General features: G+C 68.3%; 20 protein-coding genes and 1 pseudogene. All 21 read left to right on the top strand.

Translation table 11 applies throughout. The features are described from left to right. Positions 1-815, top strand: a pseudogene (locus tag GTO19_RS15400) (glutamate synthase subunit alpha); the annotation flags it as partial. A gap of 39 nt (positions 816-854) precedes the next feature. Continuing rightward, the gene (locus GTO19_RS15395; RefSeq protein WP_291022147.1) at positions 855-2,321 is read left to right on the top strand and encodes a glutamate synthase subunit beta; all 1,467 of its coding nucleotides are present in this window, start codon (positions 855-857) and stop codon (positions 2,319-2,321) included. A 95-nt stretch (positions 2,322-2,416) separates the two neighbouring features. Then, entirely contained in the window at positions 2,417-3,232 is an 816-nt protein-coding gene (locus GTO19_RS15390) for an ABC transporter ATP-binding protein (protein WP_291022145.1), read from the top strand. Then, positions 3,232-4,017 carry a lipid asymmetry maintenance ABC transporter permease subunit MlaE gene (gene mlaE, locus GTO19_RS15385; RefSeq protein ID WP_291022143.1) on the top strand — a complete coding sequence of 262 codons (786 nt, stop codon included), beginning with the start codon at positions 3,232-3,234 and terminating at the stop codon, positions 4,015-4,017. The genes GTO19_RS15390 and mlaE overlap by 1 nt, the downstream gene beginning before the upstream one ends. 20 nt (positions 4,018-4,037) lie before the next feature. After that, positions 4,038-4,526, top strand: a complete 489-nt coding sequence (mlaD, locus tag GTO19_RS15380) for an outer membrane lipid asymmetry maintenance protein MlaD (protein ID WP_291022141.1) — start codon at positions 4,038-4,040, stop codon at positions 4,524-4,526. A 26-nt stretch (positions 4,527-4,552) separates the two neighbouring features. Beyond that, entirely contained in the window at positions 4,553-5,287 is a 735-nt protein-coding gene (locus GTO19_RS15375; protein WP_291022139.1) for a VacJ family lipoprotein, read from the top strand. 125 nt (positions 5,288-5,412) lie between these two features. After that, a complete protein-coding gene (locus tag GTO19_RS15370) occupies positions 5,413-6,045 on the top strand; it encodes a phospholipid-binding protein MlaC (RefSeq protein ID WP_291022138.1) in 633 nt (210 codons plus the stop codon). Next, positions 6,045-6,317: a lipid asymmetry maintenance protein MlaB gene (locus tag GTO19_RS15365; RefSeq protein WP_291022136.1), complete on the top strand. Its 273-nt coding sequence runs from the start codon at positions 6,045-6,047 to the stop codon at positions 6,315-6,317. Before GTO19_RS15370 ends, GTO19_RS15365 begins: the two co-directional genes overlap by 1 nt. Positions 6,318-6,432: 115 nt before the next feature. After that, a complete protein-coding gene (locus tag GTO19_RS15360) occupies positions 6,433-7,380 on the top strand; it encodes an ABC transporter ATP-binding protein (protein ID WP_291022134.1) in 948 nt (315 codons plus the stop codon). Then, positions 7,377-8,132 (top strand): ABC transporter permease, encoded by a 756-nt coding sequence (locus tag GTO19_RS15355; protein WP_291022132.1) that lies wholly within the window; start codon positions 7,377-7,379, stop codon positions 8,130-8,132. The genes GTO19_RS15360 and GTO19_RS15355 overlap by 4 nt, the downstream gene beginning before the upstream one ends. A 5-nt stretch (positions 8,133-8,137) precedes the next feature. After that, positions 8,138-8,377, top strand: coding sequence for a BolA family protein (locus GTO19_RS15350; protein WP_291022156.1), 240 nt, complete (start codon positions 8,138-8,140; stop codon positions 8,375-8,377). Positions 8,378-8,381: 4 nt separating this feature from the next. Next, positions 8,382-9,662 (top strand): UDP-N-acetylglucosamine 1-carboxyvinyltransferase, encoded by a 1,281-nt coding sequence (gene murA, locus GTO19_RS15345; RefSeq protein WP_291022130.1) that lies wholly within the window; start codon positions 8,382-8,384, stop codon positions 9,660-9,662. Next, on the top strand, positions 9,659-10,306 hold the full coding sequence (gene hisG / locus GTO19_RS15340; RefSeq protein ID WP_291022128.1) for an ATP phosphoribosyltransferase: 648 nt from the start codon (positions 9,659-9,661) through the stop codon (positions 10,304-10,306). The genes murA and hisG overlap by 4 nt, the downstream gene beginning before the upstream one ends. Further along, on the top strand, positions 10,303-11,691 hold the full coding sequence (gene hisD, locus GTO19_RS15335) for a histidinol dehydrogenase (RefSeq protein ID WP_291022126.1): 1,389 nt from the start codon (positions 10,303-10,305) through the stop codon (positions 11,689-11,691). Before hisG ends, hisD begins: the two co-directional genes overlap by 4 nt. Next, positions 11,688-12,788: a histidinol-phosphate transaminase gene (gene hisC / locus GTO19_RS15330; RefSeq protein ID WP_291022124.1), complete on the top strand. Its 1,101-nt coding sequence runs from the start codon at positions 11,688-11,690 to the stop codon at positions 12,786-12,788. Before hisD ends, hisC begins: the two co-directional genes overlap by 4 nt. After that, positions 12,785-13,414: an imidazoleglycerol-phosphate dehydratase HisB gene (gene hisB, locus GTO19_RS15325; RefSeq protein ID WP_291022122.1), complete on the top strand. Its 630-nt coding sequence runs from the start codon at positions 12,785-12,787 to the stop codon at positions 13,412-13,414. The genes hisC and hisB overlap by 4 nt, the downstream gene beginning before the upstream one ends. A gap of 19 nt (positions 13,415-13,433) precedes the next feature. Then, a complete protein-coding gene (gene hisH / locus GTO19_RS15320) occupies positions 13,434-14,093 on the top strand; it encodes an imidazole glycerol phosphate synthase subunit HisH (RefSeq protein ID WP_291022120.1) in 660 nt (219 codons plus the stop codon). A gap of 27 nt (positions 14,094-14,120) precedes the next feature. After that, the gene (gene hisA / locus GTO19_RS15315) at positions 14,121-14,861 is read left to right on the top strand and encodes a 1-(5-phosphoribosyl)-5-[(5-phosphoribosylamino)methylideneamino]imidazole-4-carboxamide isomerase (RefSeq protein WP_291022118.1); all 741 of its coding nucleotides are present in this window, start codon (positions 14,121-14,123) and stop codon (positions 14,859-14,861) included. 88 nt (positions 14,862-14,949) lie between these two features. Then, complete coding sequence (gene hisF / locus GTO19_RS15310; protein ID WP_291022116.1) at positions 14,950-15,711, top strand: imidazole glycerol phosphate synthase subunit HisF; 762 nt, start codon at positions 14,950-14,952, stop codon at positions 15,709-15,711. After that, positions 15,711-16,100 carry a phosphoribosyl-AMP cyclohydrolase gene (gene hisI, locus GTO19_RS15305; protein ID WP_291022114.1) on the top strand — a complete coding sequence of 130 codons (390 nt, stop codon included), beginning with the start codon at positions 15,711-15,713 and terminating at the stop codon, positions 16,098-16,100. The genes hisF and hisI overlap by 1 nt, the downstream gene beginning before the upstream one ends. Positions 16,101-16,104: 4 nt before the next feature. Continuing rightward, a complete protein-coding gene (locus tag GTO19_RS15300) occupies positions 16,105-16,473 on the top strand; it encodes a phosphoribosyl-ATP diphosphatase (protein ID WP_291022112.1) in 369 nt (122 codons plus the stop codon). Positions 16,474-16,477 lie beyond the last annotated feature (4 nt).

Raw genomic sequence — 16,477 nt, 5'->3', positions numbered from 1 at the left:
ACCGCTCGGTGGGCGCCATGCTCTCGGGCGAGCTCACCAAGCACCACCCCGAGGGCCTGCCGGACGACTCCATCCGCATCCAGCTCGAGGGCACGGGCGGCCAGTCCTTCGGCGCCTTCCTGGCCAAGGGCATCACGATGTACCTGATCGGCGACGCCAACGACTACACCGGCAAGGGCCTGTCGGGCGGCCGCGTGGTGGTGCGCCCCAGCATCGACTTCCGTGGCGAGGCCACGCGCAACATCATCGTCGGCAACACCGTGCTCTACGGCGCGACGACGGGCGAAGCCTACTTCTCCGGCGTGGCCGGCGAGCGCTTCGCGGTGCGCAAGTCCGGCGCCACCGCGGTGGTCGAGGGCACCGGCGACCACGGCTGCGAGTACATGACCGGCGGCACCGTGGTGGTGCTGGGCAAGACCGGCCGCAACTTCGCCGCCGGCATGAGCGGCGGCGTCGCCTACGTCTACGACGAGGATGGCCGCTTCGCCGAGCGCTGCAACACCGCCATGGTGAGCCTGGAGCCCGTGCTCACGGCCAAGGAACAGGAAGCCGCGTCCGCCGCCGGCACCTGGCACCGCGGCCAGACCGACGAGGCCTTGCTCAAGAAGCTGCTGGAGGACCACAACCGCTGGACCGGCAGCAAGCGCGCGCGCGAGCTGCTGGACAACTGGGCCACGGCGCGCGGCAAGTTCGTCAAGGTGTTCCCGAACGAATACAAGCGCGCGCTGGGCGAGATGGCCGCGAAGCAGACGGCGGCCGCCGCCACGACCAAGGCACAGGGCTCGGCCAAGAAGGCCACCGTGCCTGCGAAATAAGCCCACGAACAAAGCCCCACGAAATCACAGGACAGCACCATGGGAAAAGTCACCGGCTTCATGGAATACGAGCGCATCGAGGAGGGCTACGCGCCCGTGCCCGATCGCCTGAAGCACTACAAGGAATTCGTCGTCGGGCTCGATGACCAGCAGGCCAGGATTCAGGGCGCGCGCTGCATGGACTGCGGCATGCCGTTCTGCAACAGCGGCTGCCCGGTCAACAACATCATCCCGGACTTCAACGACCTCGTTTATCAAGGCGACTGGAAGAACGCGATCACGGTGCTGCACAGCACCAACAACTTCCCCGAGTTCACCGGCCGCATCTGCCCCGCGCCCTGCGAAGCCGCCTGCGTGCTCAACGTGAACGACGACCCGGTGGGCATCAAGTCCATCGAGCACGCCATCATCGACCGCGCCTGGGCCGAGGGCTGGGTGCCGGCGCAACCCGCCAAGCACAAGACCGGCAAGAAGGTCGCCGTGGTGGGCTCCGGCCCTGCCGGCCTGGCCGCCGCGCAACAACTGGCGCGCGCCGGCCACGACGTGACCGTGTTCGAGAAGAACGACCGCATCGGCGGCCTGCTGCGCTACGGCATCCCCGACTTCAAGATGGAGAAGTCGCACATCGACCGCCGCGTCGAGCAGATGCAGGCCGAGGGCGTGGTATTCCGCACTGGCGTGCTGGTGGGTGCCATGCCCGCCGGCAGCAAGGTCACCAACTGGGCCAAGGAAACCGTCAGCGCCGAGCAGCTCCAGGCGGAGTTCGACGCCGTGCTGCTCACCGGCGGCGCGGAGCAGAGCCGCGACCTGCCCGTGCCCGGCCGCGAGCTCGACGGCATCCACTTCGCCATGGAGTTCCTGCCGCAGCAGAACAAGGTGAACGCGGGCGACAAGATCAAAGGACAACTGCGCGCGGACGGCAAACACGTCATCGTCATCGGCGGTGGCGACACCGGCTCCGACTGCGTGGGCACCAGCAACCGCCACGGCGCGCTCAGCGTCACCCAGTTCGAGGTGATGCCCCAGCCGCCGGAGCAGGAGAACAAGCCCCTGGTGTGGCCTTACTGGCCGCTCAAGCTGCGCACCAGCTCCAGCCATGAAGAAGGGTGTGTGCGCGAGTTCGCCGTGTCCACCAAGGAATTCGTCGGCAAGAACGGCAAGGTCACGGGCCTGAAGACCGTGCACGTGGAGTTCAAGGACGGCAAGTTCGTCGAGGTCCCCGGCACCGAGAAGGAGTACAAGGCCGACCTGGTGCTGCTCGCCATGGGTTTCACCAACCCCGTGGCCACGGTGCTCGAGGCCTTCGGCGTCGACAAGGACGCCCGCGGCAACGCCAAGGCCACCACCGATTTCACCGGTGGTTACGCGACCAACGTGCCCAAGGTGTTTGCCGCCGGCGACATGCGCCGCGGGCAGTCCCTGGTGGTCTGGGCCATCCGCGAAGGGCGCCAGGCCGCGCGTTCGGTGGACGAATTCCTCATGGGCTATTCGGACCTGCCGCGCTGAACACTCGATTACCAAAACGTAAGGGTGCGACGGGAGCCCGGTAAGTCGGGATCCCGTATCATGCGGCGGCCGGGTTCATGCCCGGCTTTTGCTTGATGAGCACCAGCCCTTCCACCCCCCTCGTTGAACTGCGCGGTCTCACCTTCGGCTACGGCCCGCGGGTGATCCTCGACAACATCTCGCTGACCGTGCCGCGCGGCAAGGTCACGGCGCTCATGGGCGCCTCGGGCGGCGGCAAGACCACGGTGCTGCGCCTCATCGGTGGCCAGATCCGCGCCCAGCGCGGCCAGACCCTGTTCGACGGCGCCGACGTCACCGCCATGGACCAGCGAGCGCTCTACGCCGCGCGCCGCCGCATGGGCATGCTGTTCCAGTTTGGTGCGCTGTTCACCGACATGAGCGTGTTCGACAACGTGGCCTTCCCGCTGCGCGAGCACACGAAGCTGCCCGAGGCCCTGGTGCGCGACATCGTGCTGCTCAAGCTCAACGCCGTGGGCCTGCGTGGCGCGCGCAACCTGATGCCCAGCGAGCTCTCGGGGGGCATGGCGCGGCGCGTGGCGCTGGCACGTGCCATCGCGCTCGACCCCGAGCTCGTCATGTACGACGAGCCCTTTGCCGGCCTCGACCCGATCTCGCTCGGCACCGCCGCGCGGCTCATCCGCGAACTCAACGGCGCCCTCGGCCTCACCAGCATCGTGGTCTCGCACGACCTGGACGAGACCTTCGGCATCGCCGACCAGGTGATCGTGCTGGCCAACGGCAAGATCGCCGCGCAGGGCACGCCCGACGAAGTGCGCCACAGCACCGACCCACTGGTGGCGCAGTTCGTCAATGCGCGGCCCGACGGCCCGGTGCAGTTCCACCACCCCGCACCCTCGCTGGCCGAGGACTTCGGCAAGGGAGCCGCCTGATGCTCAAGGCCCTGCACCCCGCCATCGTGGGCCGCGCCGTGCGGCAGCACCTCAGCGCGCTGGGCTACGGCGCGCGCCTGTTCCTGCGCCTGCTGGCCCTGGGCGGCGTGGCGCTGCGCCGATTCGGCCTGGTGCGCGACCAGATCCACTTCCTGGGCAACCACTCGCTGTCCATCATCGGCGTCTCGGGCCTGTTCGTGGGCTTTGTGCTTGGCCTGCAGGGCTACTACACGCTGCGCATCTACGGCGCCACCGAGGCCCTGGGCCTGCTGGTGGCCCTGTCGCTGGTGCGCGAGCTCGGCCCCGTGGTCAGCGCGCTGCTGTTCGCTGGCCGCGCAGGCACCTCGCTCACCGCCGAAATCGGCCTCATGAAGGCCGGCGAGCAGCTCAGCGCCATGGAGATGATGGCCGTTGACCCGGTGCGCCGCGTGCTCGCGCCGCGCTTCTGGGCCGGCGTCATCGCGATGCCCCTGCTGGCGGCCGTGTTCAGCGCGGTCGGCGTCATCGGCGGCTGGGTGGTCGGCGTCGGCCTCATCGGGCTCGACGGCGGCGCCTTCTGGAGCCAGATGCAGGGCGGCGTCGATGTCTGGGCCGACGTCGGCAACGGCATCATCAAGAGCGCCGTCTTCGGTTTCGCCGTCACCTTCATCGCCCTGCTGCAGGGCTACCTGGCCCAGCCCACGCCCGAAGGTGTTTCGCGCGCCACCACCCGCACGGTGGTGATGGCCTCGCTCACCGTGCTGGGCCTCGACTTCGTGCTCACCGCCATGATGTTCAGCATCTGAGGGCCCATCGGAGAACCACCATGACCTCATCCAAAAACGACTTCTGGGTTGGCCTGTTCGTGCTCATCGGCGGCGCGGCCATCCTGTTCCTCGCACTGCAGTCGGCCAACCTGCTGCAGCTCAGCTTCGAGCCCACCTACCGCGTCACCGCGCGCTTCGACAACGCCGGCGGCCTCAAGGCCGGCGCCGCGGTGCGCTCGGCGGGCGTGGTGGTGGGCCGGGTCGAGAACATCGGTTTCGACGACAAGACCTTCCAGGCCAGCGTCGCACTCACGCTGGAAAAGCGCTACGCCTTCCCGCGTGACAGCTCCATGAAGATCCTCACCAGCGGGCTGCTCGGCGAGCAGTATGTGGGCATCGAGCCGGGCGGCGACCCGGAAAACCTGGCCGATGGCGCGCTGGTGACCCAGACGCAGTCGGCCCTGGTGCTGGAAAACCTGATCGGCCAGTTCCTGTTCAGCCGCGCGGCCGACAGCGCCGAGAAGAAACCCGAAGCGGGCACCGAATAAGCCCCGATCCCCAGGGAGTTCAACGAATGACCACCCCACGATTCGTCTTCCGTCCCGCGTTGGCGGCGACCGCGGCCCTGGTGCTGCTGGCCGGCTGTGCCACCGGCCCCGACGCCAACCCCAAGGACCCGCTGGAGCCCTTGAACCGCGGCGTGTACCGCTTCAACGACGCGGTGGACCGCGCGGTGCTCAAGCCCGTGGCCACGGCCTACGTCGACGTCACGCCCAGCCCGGTGCGCACGGGCGTCAACAACTTCTTCGGCAACCTGGGCGACCTGTGGTCCGCCGTCAACGCCGGCCTGCAGCTGCGCCCGCGCGAAACGGCGGACAACCTGCTGCGCTTCAGCGTCAACACCGTGCTGGGCTTTGGTGGCCTGCTCGACATTGCCAGCGAGGCCGGCATTCAGCGCACCCGCATCGACTTCGGCCAGACCCTGGGCCGCTGGGGTGTGCCCTCGGGCGCCTACCTGGTGCTGCCGTTTTTCGGTCCGTCCACGGTGCGCGACACCGGCGGCCTGGTGGCCGACAGCGCCGCCGACCCGGTGGGCCACGTGGACCACGTGCCCAGCCGCAACTCGCTCTACGCCCTGCGCGTGGTGGACACGCGCGCCGGTCTGCTGCGCGCCGGCCAGATCTTCGACGACGCCGCACTCGATCCCTACGGCCTCATGCGCGACTTCTACCTGGGCCGCCGCCAACGCCAGATCGACGACATGATCGACAAGGGCATCGGCCTGGGCGACGGAGACGACGCGGAGTGAACCGATAGTGGGCGCTCGCTGCTGATACGCCTCGTCACCATCGGCGGGGAACCGGTCACATTCGCCGCACCTCGGACCGCCACAATGCCGTCACACGGGCCAAGAGCCCTGGAAAGGACTCACACATGAACCAATTGCACCGACGTTCCTGGCTGGCCGGCGTCGCCCTGGCCCTGACCGCCTTCACCCTGCCCGCCAGCGCCGCCGAGGCCCCCGACGCCATGGTCAAGCGCCTGTCCACCGAGGTGCTGGAGCTGATCAAGGCCGACCCGGCGATCAAGGCCGGCAACATCGACCGCATCATGGCCGTGGTGGACGAGAAGATCATGCCCAACGTGAACTTCACCCGCATGACGTCCTCCGCCGTGGGCCGCCACTGGCGCCAGGCCACGCCCGAGCAGCAACAGCGCCTGCAGGCCGAATTCAAGGCCATGCTGGTGCGTACCTACTCCGGCGCCCTGAGCGAAGTGCGCGACCAGACCCTGAGCTTCAAGCCCCTGCGCATGCAGCCCACCGACACCGAGGTGGTGGTGCGCTCCGAGGTGCGCGGCCGCGGCGAGCCGATCCAGCTCGACTACCGCATGGAAAAGTCCAACGACAGCTGGAAGATCTACGACCTCAACGTGCTGGGCCTGTGGCTGGTGGAAACCTACCGCACCCAGTTTGCGCAGGAAATCAACGCCAAGGGCATCGACGGCCTGATCGACTCCCTGGCCCAGCGCAACAAGAGCGGCGGCGGCACCGCCAAGACCAACTGATGAGCGAGGCCCGGCTGCCCGCGCGGCTCACCACGTCCGAGGCGCCCGACACGCTGCAAAGCCTGCGGCGGGCGCTGGCGGCGCAGCCGGCGGGCGATTTCACAGTCGACGCCGGGGGGCTGAGCAGCTTCGATTCCTCCGCCGTGGCCCTGCTGCTCGAGTTGCGGCGCGACGCGCAGCGCGCCGGACGCGCCCTGAACGTGACGAACTGGCCGCCGCGCCTGCGGGAGTTGGTGGCCGCTTATGGCGTGCAGGAATTGCTGCCGGCCTGAGCCCGCGTGGGACGCCCCTTCGCCAGCGGGGGCGAGGGGCCAGCCGTAGAATCCCCGGTTCCCTGCCCGCCCCGGATGTCCCGAGTGAGCGGCGCAGTCCAGGGTGTTGCTGCGCATGCCAGCCGTCTCATTCCAGAACGTCTCCAAGACCTACGCCACCTCGCGTGGCGACCTCCACGCCCTGCGTTCGGTCAGTTTCGACATCGAACCGGGTGAATTTTTCGGCCTGCTCGGACCGAACGGGGCGGGCAAGACCACGCTCATCAGCATCCTGGCCGGCCTGGCGCGCGCCACCGAGGGCCGCATCACGGTGCACGGCCACGACGTGCAAGCCGACTACCAGGCCGCGCGCCGCCAGTTGGGCGTGGTGCCCCAGGAACTGGTGTTCGACCCCTTCTTCAACGTGCGCGAGGCGCTGCGCATCCAGTCGGGTTACTTCGGCATCCGCCGCAACGACGACTGGATCGACGAGCTGCTCACCGGCCTGGGGCTGGCCGACAAGGCCACGGCCAACATGCGCCAGCTCTCGGGCGGCATGAAGCGGCGTGTGTTGATCGCCCAGGCCCTGGTGCACAAGCCGCCGGTCATCGTGCTCGACGAGCCCACCGCCGGCGTCGACGTGGAACTGCGCCAGACCCTGTGGCAGTTCGTCTCGGGCCTCAACAAGCGCCTGGGCAGCACGGTGCTGCTCACCACCCACTACCTGGAGGAAGCCGAGGCCCTGTGCAGCCGCATCGCCATGCTCAAGCTGGGGCAGGTGGTCGCACTCGAATCCACCTCGGCCCTGCTGGCTCGCGCAGCCGCCAACGTGCTGCGCTTCAAGACCGACACGCCCTTGCCGGCCGACATCGCCGCGCAGGCGCGCATCACCGGCCGCGTGGTGCAGTTGCCTGCGCTCGACGCTCACGCGGTGGAGCACGTGCTCTCGCGCCTGCGCGAGGCCGGCGTGATGCCGGAGGACATCGAGGTCCGCAAGGCCGATCTGGAGGACGTGTTCCTCGATCTCACGGGCAGCGGCGCGCCGGTGGTGCCCTCTACCCCTTCCGCGAAGGTGTCGGTATGACCGGCTGGCAAACCCTGTTCTACAAAGAGGTGCTGCGTTTCTGGAAGGTGGGCTTCCAGACCGTGGCCGCGCCCGTCATCACCGCGCTGCTGTACCTGGCCGTGTTCGCTCACGTGCTCGAAGGCCGGGCCCAGGTGTACGGCGATGTGAGCTACACCGCCTTCCTCGTGCCCGGCCTGGTGATGATGAGCGTGCTGCAGAACGCCTTCGCCAACAGCAGCTCCTCGCTCATCCAGAGCAAGATCATGGGCAACCTGGTGTTCCTGCTGCTCACGCCGCTGTCGCACCGCGCCTGGTTCGTGGCCTACGTGGGCTCGTCCATCGTGCGCGGCCTCGCGGTGGGCCTGGGTGTGCTGATCGTGGCCGGGCTGTTCGCGCAGCCCAGCCTGGTGGCGCCGCTGTGGATCCTGGTGTTCGGCGTGCTGGGTGCGGCCCTGTTGGGCGCGCTGGGGCTCATTGCCGGGTTGTGGGCCGAGAAGTTCGACCAGATGGCCGCGTTCCAGAACTTCATCATCATGCCCATGACCTTCCTGTCGGGCGTGTTCTATTCCATCCATTCGCTGCCCGAGTTCTGGCAGGGCGTGAGCCACCTCAATCCGTTCTTCTACATGATCGATGGCTTCCGCTACGGCTTCTTCGGCCAGAGCGACGTCTCGCCATGGATCAGCCTGGGCCTGGTGGGCGGTGCGCTGCTGGCGGTGAGTGCGCTGGCGCTGCACCTGCTCAAGACCGGCTACAAGGTCCGCCACTGATGTCCATGACCGCCGAACAACTGCAATCCCTCATCGCCGCCGGCCTGGCCTGCGAACACATCGAGGTGACGGGCGATGGCCGCCACTGGTCCGCCGTCATCGTGTCGCCGGCCTTCGAAGGCAAGCGCCTGATCCAGCGCCACCAGGCTGTCTATGCCACGCTGGGCAACCGCATGCAGACCGACGAGGTGCACGCCCTGTCGATGCAGACCCTGACCCCCGCCGAATGGGCGGAACAGAACTGACACCATGGACAAACTGCTGATCCGCGGGGGCCGCACGCTGAGCGGCGAGGTGCCGATTTCCGGCGCCAAGAACGCCGCGCTGCCGGAACTGTGCGCCGCCTTGCTGACCGACGAGGCCGTGACGCTGACCAATGTGCCGCGCCTGCGCGACGTGGCGACCATGCGCCAGCTGCTCAACAACATGGGCGTGCGCACGGACACGCTGGGCGAGCGTGGTGGCATCCGCCTGCAGGCGCCCGATGGCCTGCGGGCCGAGGCTCCGTACGACCTGGTGAAGACCATGCGCGCGTCGGTGCTGGTGCTGGGACCGCTGCTGGCCCGCTTCGGGCGCGCGCGCGTGTCGCTGCCGGGCGGCTGCGCCATCGGCTCGCGCCCGGTGGATCAGCACATCAAGGGCATGCAGGCCATGGGCGCCGATATCTCGGTCGAGCACGGCTACATGGAGGCGCGCCTGCCGCAAGGGCGCTCGCGCCTGCACGGCGCGCGCATCGCCACCGACATGGTCACCGTCACCGGCACCGAGAACTTCCTGATGGCTGCGGCCCTGGCGCAGGGCGAGACCTTGCTGGAGAACGCCGCGCAGGAGCCCGAGGTCACCGACCTGGCCGAGATGCTCATCCGCATGGGCGCGAAGATCGAGGGCCACGGCACCAGTCGCATTCACGTGCAGGGTGTCGATCGCCTCAAGGGCTGCGAGCACCAGGTGGTGGCCGACCGCATCGAGGCCGGCACCTTCCTGTGCGCCGTGGCCGCCACTGGCGGCGACGTGCTGCTGCGCTGCGGCCGGGCCGACCACCTGGACGCGGTGATCGACAAGCTCACCGAGGCCGGCGCCGAGATCGAGGCGGGCGCCAATGCCGCCGGGCCTTTCATTCGCATCCGCGCCTCGGGCCGCATGAAGGCGCAGAGCTTCCGCACCACCGAGTACCCCGGCTTTCCCACCGACATGCAGGCGCAGTTCATGACCGTCAACTGCATTGCCGAGGGCGCGAGCAAGGTGACGGAGACCATCTTCGAAAACCGCTTCATGCACGTGAACGAACTGGTCCGCCTGGGCGCGCGCATCCAGACCGAGGGCAAGGTGGCGATGGTGGAGGGCGTGCAGCGCCTGTCCGGCGCCACCGTGATGGCCACCGACCTGCGCGCCTCGGCCAGCCTGGTGATCGCGGGCCTGGTGGCCGAGGGCGAGACCACCGTCGACCGCATCTACCACCTGGACCGCGGCTACGACCAGATGGAAGTGAAGCTGCGCGCCATCGGTGCCGACATCGAAAGAATCAAGTGATCACGCTTGCCCTGTCCAAAGGCCGCATCTTCGACGAGACCCTGCCGCTGTTGCGCGCGGCCGGCATCGAGGTGCTGGAGGACCCCGAAAAATCGCGCAAGCTCATCCTGCCGACCAACCAGCCCGATGTGCGCGTGGTGCTGGTTCGCGCCACCGACGTGCCCACCTACGTGGAAAACGGCGGCGCCGATCTTGGGGTGACCGGCAAGGACACGCTGATCGAACACGGCGGCCAGGGCTTGTACCAGCCGCTGGACCTGAACATCGCGCGCTGCCGCGTCAGCGTGGCCGTGCGCGCCGACTTCGACTACGCCTCGGCCGTGCGCCAGGGCTCGCGCTTGCGCGTGGCCACCAAGTACACCACCATCGCGCGCGAGTTCTTTGCTGGCAAGGGTGTGCACGTGGACCTGATCAAGCTCTACGGCAGCATGGAACTGGCGCCGCTCACCGGCCTGGCCGACGCCATCGTGGACCTCGTGTCCACCGGGAACACGCTCAAGGCCAACCACCTCGTCGAGGTCGAGCGCATCATGGACATCAGCTCGCGCCTGGTGGTCAACCAGGCGGCCCTCAAACTCAAACAGGCGCGCCTGCGCCCGCTCATCGACGCTTTCGCCGGCGCCATTGTTTCCACCCCCGCATGAACGCCTCGCCCCTTCGCCTGTCGACCGCCCAGCCCGATTTCGAGGCGCGCTTCGCGCAGCGCCTGCATTGGTCGAGCGAGACGGACCACGCGATCGAGCAGCGGGTGGCCGACATCCTGGCCGACGTGCACCGGCGCGGCGATGCGGCGGTGCTGGAATACACCGCGCGCTTCGACGGCCTGCAGGCCGCCAGCGTGGGCGAACTCGAGCTCACCCAGGCCGATTTCAAGGCCGCCTTCGACGCCCTGCCTGCGGCGCAACGTGAGGCCCTGCAGGCCGCCACCGCGCGCGTGCGCCGCTACCACGAAGCGCAAAAGAAGGCCAACGGCGAAAGCTGGAGCTACCGCGACGAGGACGGCACCCTGCTGGGCCAGAAGGTCACGCCGCTGGACCGCGTGGGCATCTACGTGCCGGGCGGCAAGGCGGCCTACCCGTCCAGCGTGATCATGAATGCTGTGCCTGCGCACGTGGCCGGCGTGCCCGAGATCGTGATGGTGGTGCCCACGCCCGTGCGCGGCAGTGTGGCCACGGGCGGCAACGGCGGTGGCACCGACACGCGCGGCGAGCGCAACGAGCTGGTGCTGGCGGCGGCTTACGTGGCCGGCGTCACGCGCGCCTTCACCATCGGCGGCGCCCAGGCCGTGGCCGCGCTGGCCTACGGCACGGCCACCGTGCCCAAGGTCGACAAGATCACCGGCCCCGGCAACGCCTACGTGGCCAGCGCCAAGAAGCGCGTGTTCGGCACCGTGGGCATCGACATGATCGCCGGCCCGAGCGAGATCCTGGTGCTCGCCGACGGCAGCACGCCGGCCGACTGGGTGGCCATGGACCTGTTCAGCCAGGCCGAGCACGACGAGCTGGCGCAGAGCATCCTGCTGTGCCCGGACGCCGCCTACATCGACGCCGTGCAGGCCGCCATCGACCGCCTGCTGCCCACCATGCCGCGCGCGGCCATCATCGCCAAGAGCCTCAACGACCGCGGCGCGCTCATTCTCACCCGCGACATGGGCGAGGCCTGTGCCATCAGCAACCGCATCGCGCCCGAGCACCTGGAGGTGTCCAGTGCCGAGCCGCACCGCTGGGAGCCGCGGCTCAAGCACGCCGGTGCCATCTTCCTGGGTGCCTACACCAGCGAAAGCCTCGGCGACTACTGCGCCGGCCCCAACCACGTGCTGCCCACCGGCGGCACCGCGCGCTTCTCCTCGCCGCTGGGCGTCTACGACTTCCAGAAGCGCAGCAGCCTGATCGAGGTGAGTGAACAGGGCGCGCAGGCCCTGGGCACCGTGGCCGCCGAGCTGGCCTACGGTGAGGGCCTGCAGGCGCACGCGCGCGCGGCCGAGTTGCGCCTGCCCACCGTCCCGCCGATGCGAGGCACGCCGCGATGAACAGCGCCCTCAAGCCCCAGCCGCTGGCGCGCATCCGCCGGGACATCCAGTCCATGCAGGCCTACGCCATCCAGGACTCGGCCGGCATGCTCAAGCTCGATGCGATGGAGAACCCGTTCGCGTTGCCGCACGAACTGCAGGCCGAGCTGGGCCGGCGCCTGGGCGCCGTGGCCATCAACCGCTACCCCGGCGCGCGCGTGGACGAACTCAAGCGCGCCCTGGAGCGATTCGTCGATCTGCCGGCCGGTCAGGCACTGATGCTGGGCAACGGCTCCGACGAACTCATTTCGCTGCTGGCCATGGGCTGTGACCTGCCCGGCGCGAGCGTGCTGGCGCCCGTGCCCGGCTTCGTGATGTACGCCATGAGCGCGCAGTTGCAGGGCCTGGGCTTTCATGGCGTGCCGCTCACCGCCGACTTCGAGCTTGACGAGCCGGCCATGCTGGCCGCGATGCGCGCGCACCGCCCGGCCATCACGTACCTCGCCTATCCGAACAACCCCACGGCCAATCGCTTCGACCCGGACGTCATGCGCCGCCTCATCGCCGAGGCCGCTGCCTTCGGCGGCCTGGTGGTGGTGGACGAGGCCTACCAGCCCTTCTCGAGTCACACCTGGCTCGACGAGATGCGCGCCCGGCCGCAGGACAACGCCCACGTGCTGCTCATGCGCACGCTGTCCAAGTTCGGCCTGGCTGGCGTGCGCATCGGCTACCTCGTGGGCCCCGCGGCCCTGGTTCAGGAGGTGGACAAGCTGCGCCCGCCCTACAACGTGAGCGCGCTCAACGCCGAGTGCGCGTTGTTCGCGCTGGAACACGCCGAGGTGTTCGCGCAGCAGGCGGCCGTGATCCGCGAACAGCGCGAGGCGCTGATGGCCGCGCTGGCGCGGCTGCCGGGTGTCACGCCCTTCCCGAGCGAAGCCAACATGGTGCTCGTGCGCGTGCCCGACGCACAGCGCGCCTTCGACGGGCTCAAGGCCCAGGGCGTGCTCGTGAAGAATGTTTCTAAAATGCACCCGCTGCTGGCCCAATGCCTGCGGCTCACCGTGGGCACGCCCGACGAGAACGCCCGGCTCCTCCAGGCCCTGCAAACCGCCCTATGACTTCCACCCCGCCCGTTTTCCCCGTCCCGGGCCCCAATGACCGTGCCGCCCAGGTGCAGCGCAACACCAACGAGACCCAGATCGGTGTGCGCATCAACCTCGACGGCGCCGGCGTGGCCGTGCTGTCCACCGGTATCGGCTTTTTCGACCACATGCTCGATCAGATCGCCCGCCATGGCCTGATCGACCTGGAAATCATCGCCAAGGGCGACCTGCACATCGATGGCCACCACACGGTGGAAGACGTGGGCATCACCCTGGGCCAGGCCTTCGCCAAGGCCGTGGGCGACAAGAAGGGCATCCGCCGCTACGGCCATGCCTACGTGCCGCTCGACGAAGCGCTCTCGCGCGTGGTGATCGACTTCTCCGGGCGCCCCGGTCTGCACATGCGCGTGCCGTTCAAGGCCGGCATGATCGGCGCGTTCGACACCCAGCTCACCTACGAGTTCTTCCAGGGATTCGTCAACCACGCCGGTGTCACGCTGCACGTGGACAACCTGCACGGTGAGAACGCGCACCACCAGGCCGAGACCGTGTTCAAGGCCTTCGCGCGCGCCGTGCGCTTCGCCCTCGAACGCGACCCGCGCCTGGGCGACGCGATTCCTTCCACCAAAGGTTCGCTCTGAACCCTCCGTTTCCCGCGTGATGAAAGCCAGGACGGTCGCCGTCGTCGACTACGAGAGCGGAAACCTGCGCTCGGTTTCCCAGGCGGTGCTGCACGCCGCTCAGGGCAGCGGTGTGGAGGTCGTCGTCACACAACGCCCTGAGGAGGTGATGGCTGCCGAGCGCGTGGTACTGCCCGGCCAGGGCCACATGGGCGACTGCATGCGCGCGCTCGCGGCCTCGGGCCTGAAGGACGCCGTGCTGCACGCCTGCGCGAACAAGCCGCTGTTCGGCGTCTGCGTGGGGATGCAGATGCTGCTGGACCGCAGCGACGAAGGCCCCACCGATGGCCTGGGCCTCATTCCCGGCGGGGTGGTGCGTTTCCAGCTGGAAGGCCGCCGCCAGCCCGACGGCAGCCGCTACAAGGTGCCCCAGATGGGCTGGAACCGTGTGTTTCACGACCTGGGGCGCGGCGTGCACCCGTTGTGGGCGGGCATCGACGATGGCGCCTACTTCTATTTCGTGCACAGTTACTTCGCTCGGCCCGAACGGCCCGAGCACGTGGTCGGCGAAACCGATTACGGTGGTCGCTTTGCAGCGGCCATTGCGCGCGATAACATTTTTGCGACCCAATTCCACCCCGAGAAGAGCGCTGACCAGGGTCTTGCGCTCTACCGCAATTTCCTCCACTGGAACCCCTGAGCCGCGCGCCAGCGCCCGCCCACGACCATGCTGCTGATTCCCGCCATCGACCTCAAGGACGGCCACTGTGTTCGCCTCAAACAGGGCGACATGGACCAATCCACGGTGTTCAGTGAGGACCCGGCCGCCATGGCGCGCAACTGGGTCGACAAGGGCGCGCGCCGCGTGCACTTGGTGGACCTGAACGGCGCCTTCGCGGGCAAACCCAGGAACGAGCAGGCCATCCGCGCCATCCTCAAGGAGGTGGGCAGCGAGGTGGATGTGCAGCTCGGCGGTGGCATCCGCGACCTCGACACCATCGAGCGCTACCTCGACGCCGGGCTGCGCTACGTGATCATCGGCACCGCGGCGGTGAAGAACCCGGGTTTCCTGCAGGACGCCTGCACCGCGTTCGGCGGCCACATCATCGTGGGCCTGGACGCCAAGGACGGCAAGGTCGCCACCGATGGCTGGAGCAAGCTCACCGGCCACGAGGTGGTCGATCTGGGCAAGAAGTTCGAGGACTACGGCGTCGAGTCCATCGTCTATACCGACATCGGCCGCGACGGCATGCTCAGCGGCATCAACATCGAGGCCACGGTCAAGCTCGCGCAGTCGCTGTCCATCCCCGTCATCGCCTCGGGTGGCCTGTCCAACCTCGAAGACATCCGCAAGCTCTGCGCGGTGGAGGAGGAAGGCGTCGAGGGCGTGATCTGCGGGCGTTCCATCTACAGCGGCGACCTCGATTTCGAGGCGGCACAGAAGCTCGCGGACGATTTGAACGGATGAACATGCACCCCCACGCTCCTCACTTCGTGTATTCGCTGCCCCCCGAGGGGGTGCGGCCTTGCTTGGGGCGGCCCGGCGCCGCGGCCTGATGCTGGCCAAACGGATCATCCCCTGCCTTGACGTCACCGGTGGTCGTGTCGTCAAGGGCGTCAACTTCGTCGAATTGCGCGATGCGGGTGATCCGGTGGAAATCGCGGCCCGATACAACGAGCAGGGTGCCGACGAACTCACCTTTCTCGACATCACGGCCACCAGCGACGGCCGCGACCTGATCCTGCCCATCATCGAGGCAGTCGCCTCTCAGGTCTTCATACCGCTCACCGTGGGCGGCGGCGTGCGCACCGTGGACGACGTGCGCCGCCTGCTGAACGCGGGCGCGGACAAGACCAGCTTCAACTCGGCCGCCATCGCCAACCCGCAGGTCATCCGCGACGCATCCGACAAGTACGGCTCGCAGTGCATCGTGGTGGCGATCGACGCCAAGCGCCGCGCACAGGGCGAAGGATGGGACGTCTACAGCCACGGTGGGCGCAAGAACACCGGCCTGGACGCCGTGGCCTGGGCCAAGCAGATGGCCGAGTTCGGCGCCGGCGAGATCCTGCTCACCAGCATGGACCGCGACGGCACCAAGTCGGGCTTCGACCTCGCGCTCACGCGCGCGGTGAGCGACGCGGTGGACGTGCCGGTGATTGCCTCGGGTGGCGTGGGCAAGCTGGACCACCTGGCCGACGGGGTGCAGGAAGGCGGCGCCGACGCGGTGCTGGCCGCCAGCATCTTTCACTATGGCGAATACACCGTCGCGCAAGCCAAGGCCCGCATGGCTGAGCGCGGCATTCCCGTGAGGCTGTGATGGACTGGCTCGACGCCGTGAAGTGGGACGATCAGGGGCTGGTGCCCGTGATCGCGCAGGAGGCCGCCACTGGCGATGTGTTGATGTTCGCCTGGATGAACCGCGAGGCCCTGCAGAAGACGGCCGAACTGGGCCGCGCCGTCTACTTCAGCCGCTCGCGCGGCAAGCTCTGGTTCAAGGGCGAGGAGTCCGGCCACGTGCAGACGGTGCGCGAGATCCGCCTGGACTGCGACAACGACGTGGTGCTGCTCAAGGTCACCCAGCTCGGACACGAGCCCGGCATCGCCTGCCACACGGGCCGACACAGTTGCTTCTTCCAGCGCCACGAGAATGGCCATTGGGTCACCGTGGAACCGGTCTTGAAAGACCCGGAATCCATCTACAGATAGCCCTATGACCAGTACCGACGACCTGGCCCGCCTGGCTGCCGTGATCGAGAGCCGCAAGCCGGCGAACGGCGGCGATCCCGAGAAGAGCTACGTCGCGCGCCTGTTGCACAAGGGACCCGAGGCCTTCCTCAAGAAGATTGGCGAAGAGGCCACCGAGGCCGTGATGGCCGCCAAGGACCTGGAACACGGCGGCACCGACCGTCAGAAGCTGGTGAACGAGACCGCCGACCTGTGGTTCCACAGCATGATCGCCCTGGCCCACTTCGGCCTGGGGCCGGCCGATGTGGTGGCCGAGCTGGTGCGCCGCGAAGGCCTGAGCGGACTGGAAGAGAAGGCCCTGCGCAAGGTGCGCGAACGCGAAGCGAAGGAGTGAGACC

The sequence above is a fragment of the Hydrogenophaga sp. genome (genome assembly GCF_011772445.1).
Lineage (GTDB): Bacteria > Pseudomonadota > Gammaproteobacteria > Burkholderiales > Burkholderiaceae_C > Hydrogenophaga.
This window is presented reverse-complemented; position numbering and strand designations above follow the sequence as displayed.

Coding starts and splice junctions, on each gene's coding strand:
- hisA (WP_291022118.1), top strand. CDS start 14,121: ATGCTGCTGATTCCCGCCATCGACCTCAAGGACGGCCACTGTGTTCGC.
- GTO19_RS15395 (WP_291022147.1), top strand. CDS start 855: ATGGGAAAAGTCACCGGCTTCATGGAATACGAGCGCATCGAGGAGGGC.
- GTO19_RS15370 (WP_291022138.1), top strand. CDS start 5,413: ATGAACCAATTGCACCGACGTTCCTGGCTGGCCGGCGTCGCCCTGGCC.
- hisF (WP_291022116.1), top strand. CDS start 14,950: ATGCTGGCCAAACGGATCATCCCCTGCCTTGACGTCACCGGTGGTCGT.
- GTO19_RS15300 (WP_291022112.1), top strand. CDS start 16,105: ATGACCAGTACCGACGACCTGGCCCGCCTGGCTGCCGTGATCGAGAGC.
- hisI (WP_291022114.1), top strand. CDS start 15,711: ATGGACTGGCTCGACGCCGTGAAGTGGGACGATCAGGGGCTGGTGCCC.
- GTO19_RS15365 (WP_291022136.1), top strand. CDS start 6,045: ATGAGCGAGGCCCGGCTGCCCGCGCGGCTCACCACGTCCGAGGCGCCC.
- hisH (WP_291022120.1), top strand. CDS start 13,434: ATGAAAGCCAGGACGGTCGCCGTCGTCGACTACGAGAGCGGAAACCTG.
- GTO19_RS15390 (WP_291022145.1), top strand. CDS start 2,417: ATGAGCACCAGCCCTTCCACCCCCCTCGTTGAACTGCGCGGTCTCACC.
- GTO19_RS15360 (WP_291022134.1), top strand. CDS start 6,433: ATGCCAGCCGTCTCATTCCAGAACGTCTCCAAGACCTACGCCACCTCG.
- mlaD (WP_291022141.1), top strand. CDS start 4,038: ATGACCTCATCCAAAAACGACTTCTGGGTTGGCCTGTTCGTGCTCATC.
- hisB (WP_291022122.1), top strand. CDS start 12,785: ATGACTTCCACCCCGCCCGTTTTCCCCGTCCCGGGCCCCAATGACCGT.
- hisC (WP_291022124.1), top strand. CDS start 11,688: ATGAACAGCGCCCTCAAGCCCCAGCCGCTGGCGCGCATCCGCCGGGAC.
- hisD (WP_291022126.1), top strand. CDS start 10,303: ATGAACGCCTCGCCCCTTCGCCTGTCGACCGCCCAGCCCGATTTCGAG.
- GTO19_RS15375 (WP_291022139.1), top strand. CDS start 4,553: ATGACCACCCCACGATTCGTCTTCCGTCCCGCGTTGGCGGCGACCGCG.
- GTO19_RS15355 (WP_291022132.1), top strand. CDS start 7,377: ATGACCGGCTGGCAAACCCTGTTCTACAAAGAGGTGCTGCGTTTCTGG.
- GTO19_RS15350 (WP_291022156.1), top strand. CDS start 8,138: ATGACCGCCGAACAACTGCAATCCCTCATCGCCGCCGGCCTGGCCTGC.
- murA (WP_291022130.1), top strand. CDS start 8,382: ATGGACAAACTGCTGATCCGCGGGGGCCGCACGCTGAGCGGCGAGGTG.
- mlaE (WP_291022143.1), top strand. CDS start 3,232: ATGCTCAAGGCCCTGCACCCCGCCATCGTGGGCCGCGCCGTGCGGCAG.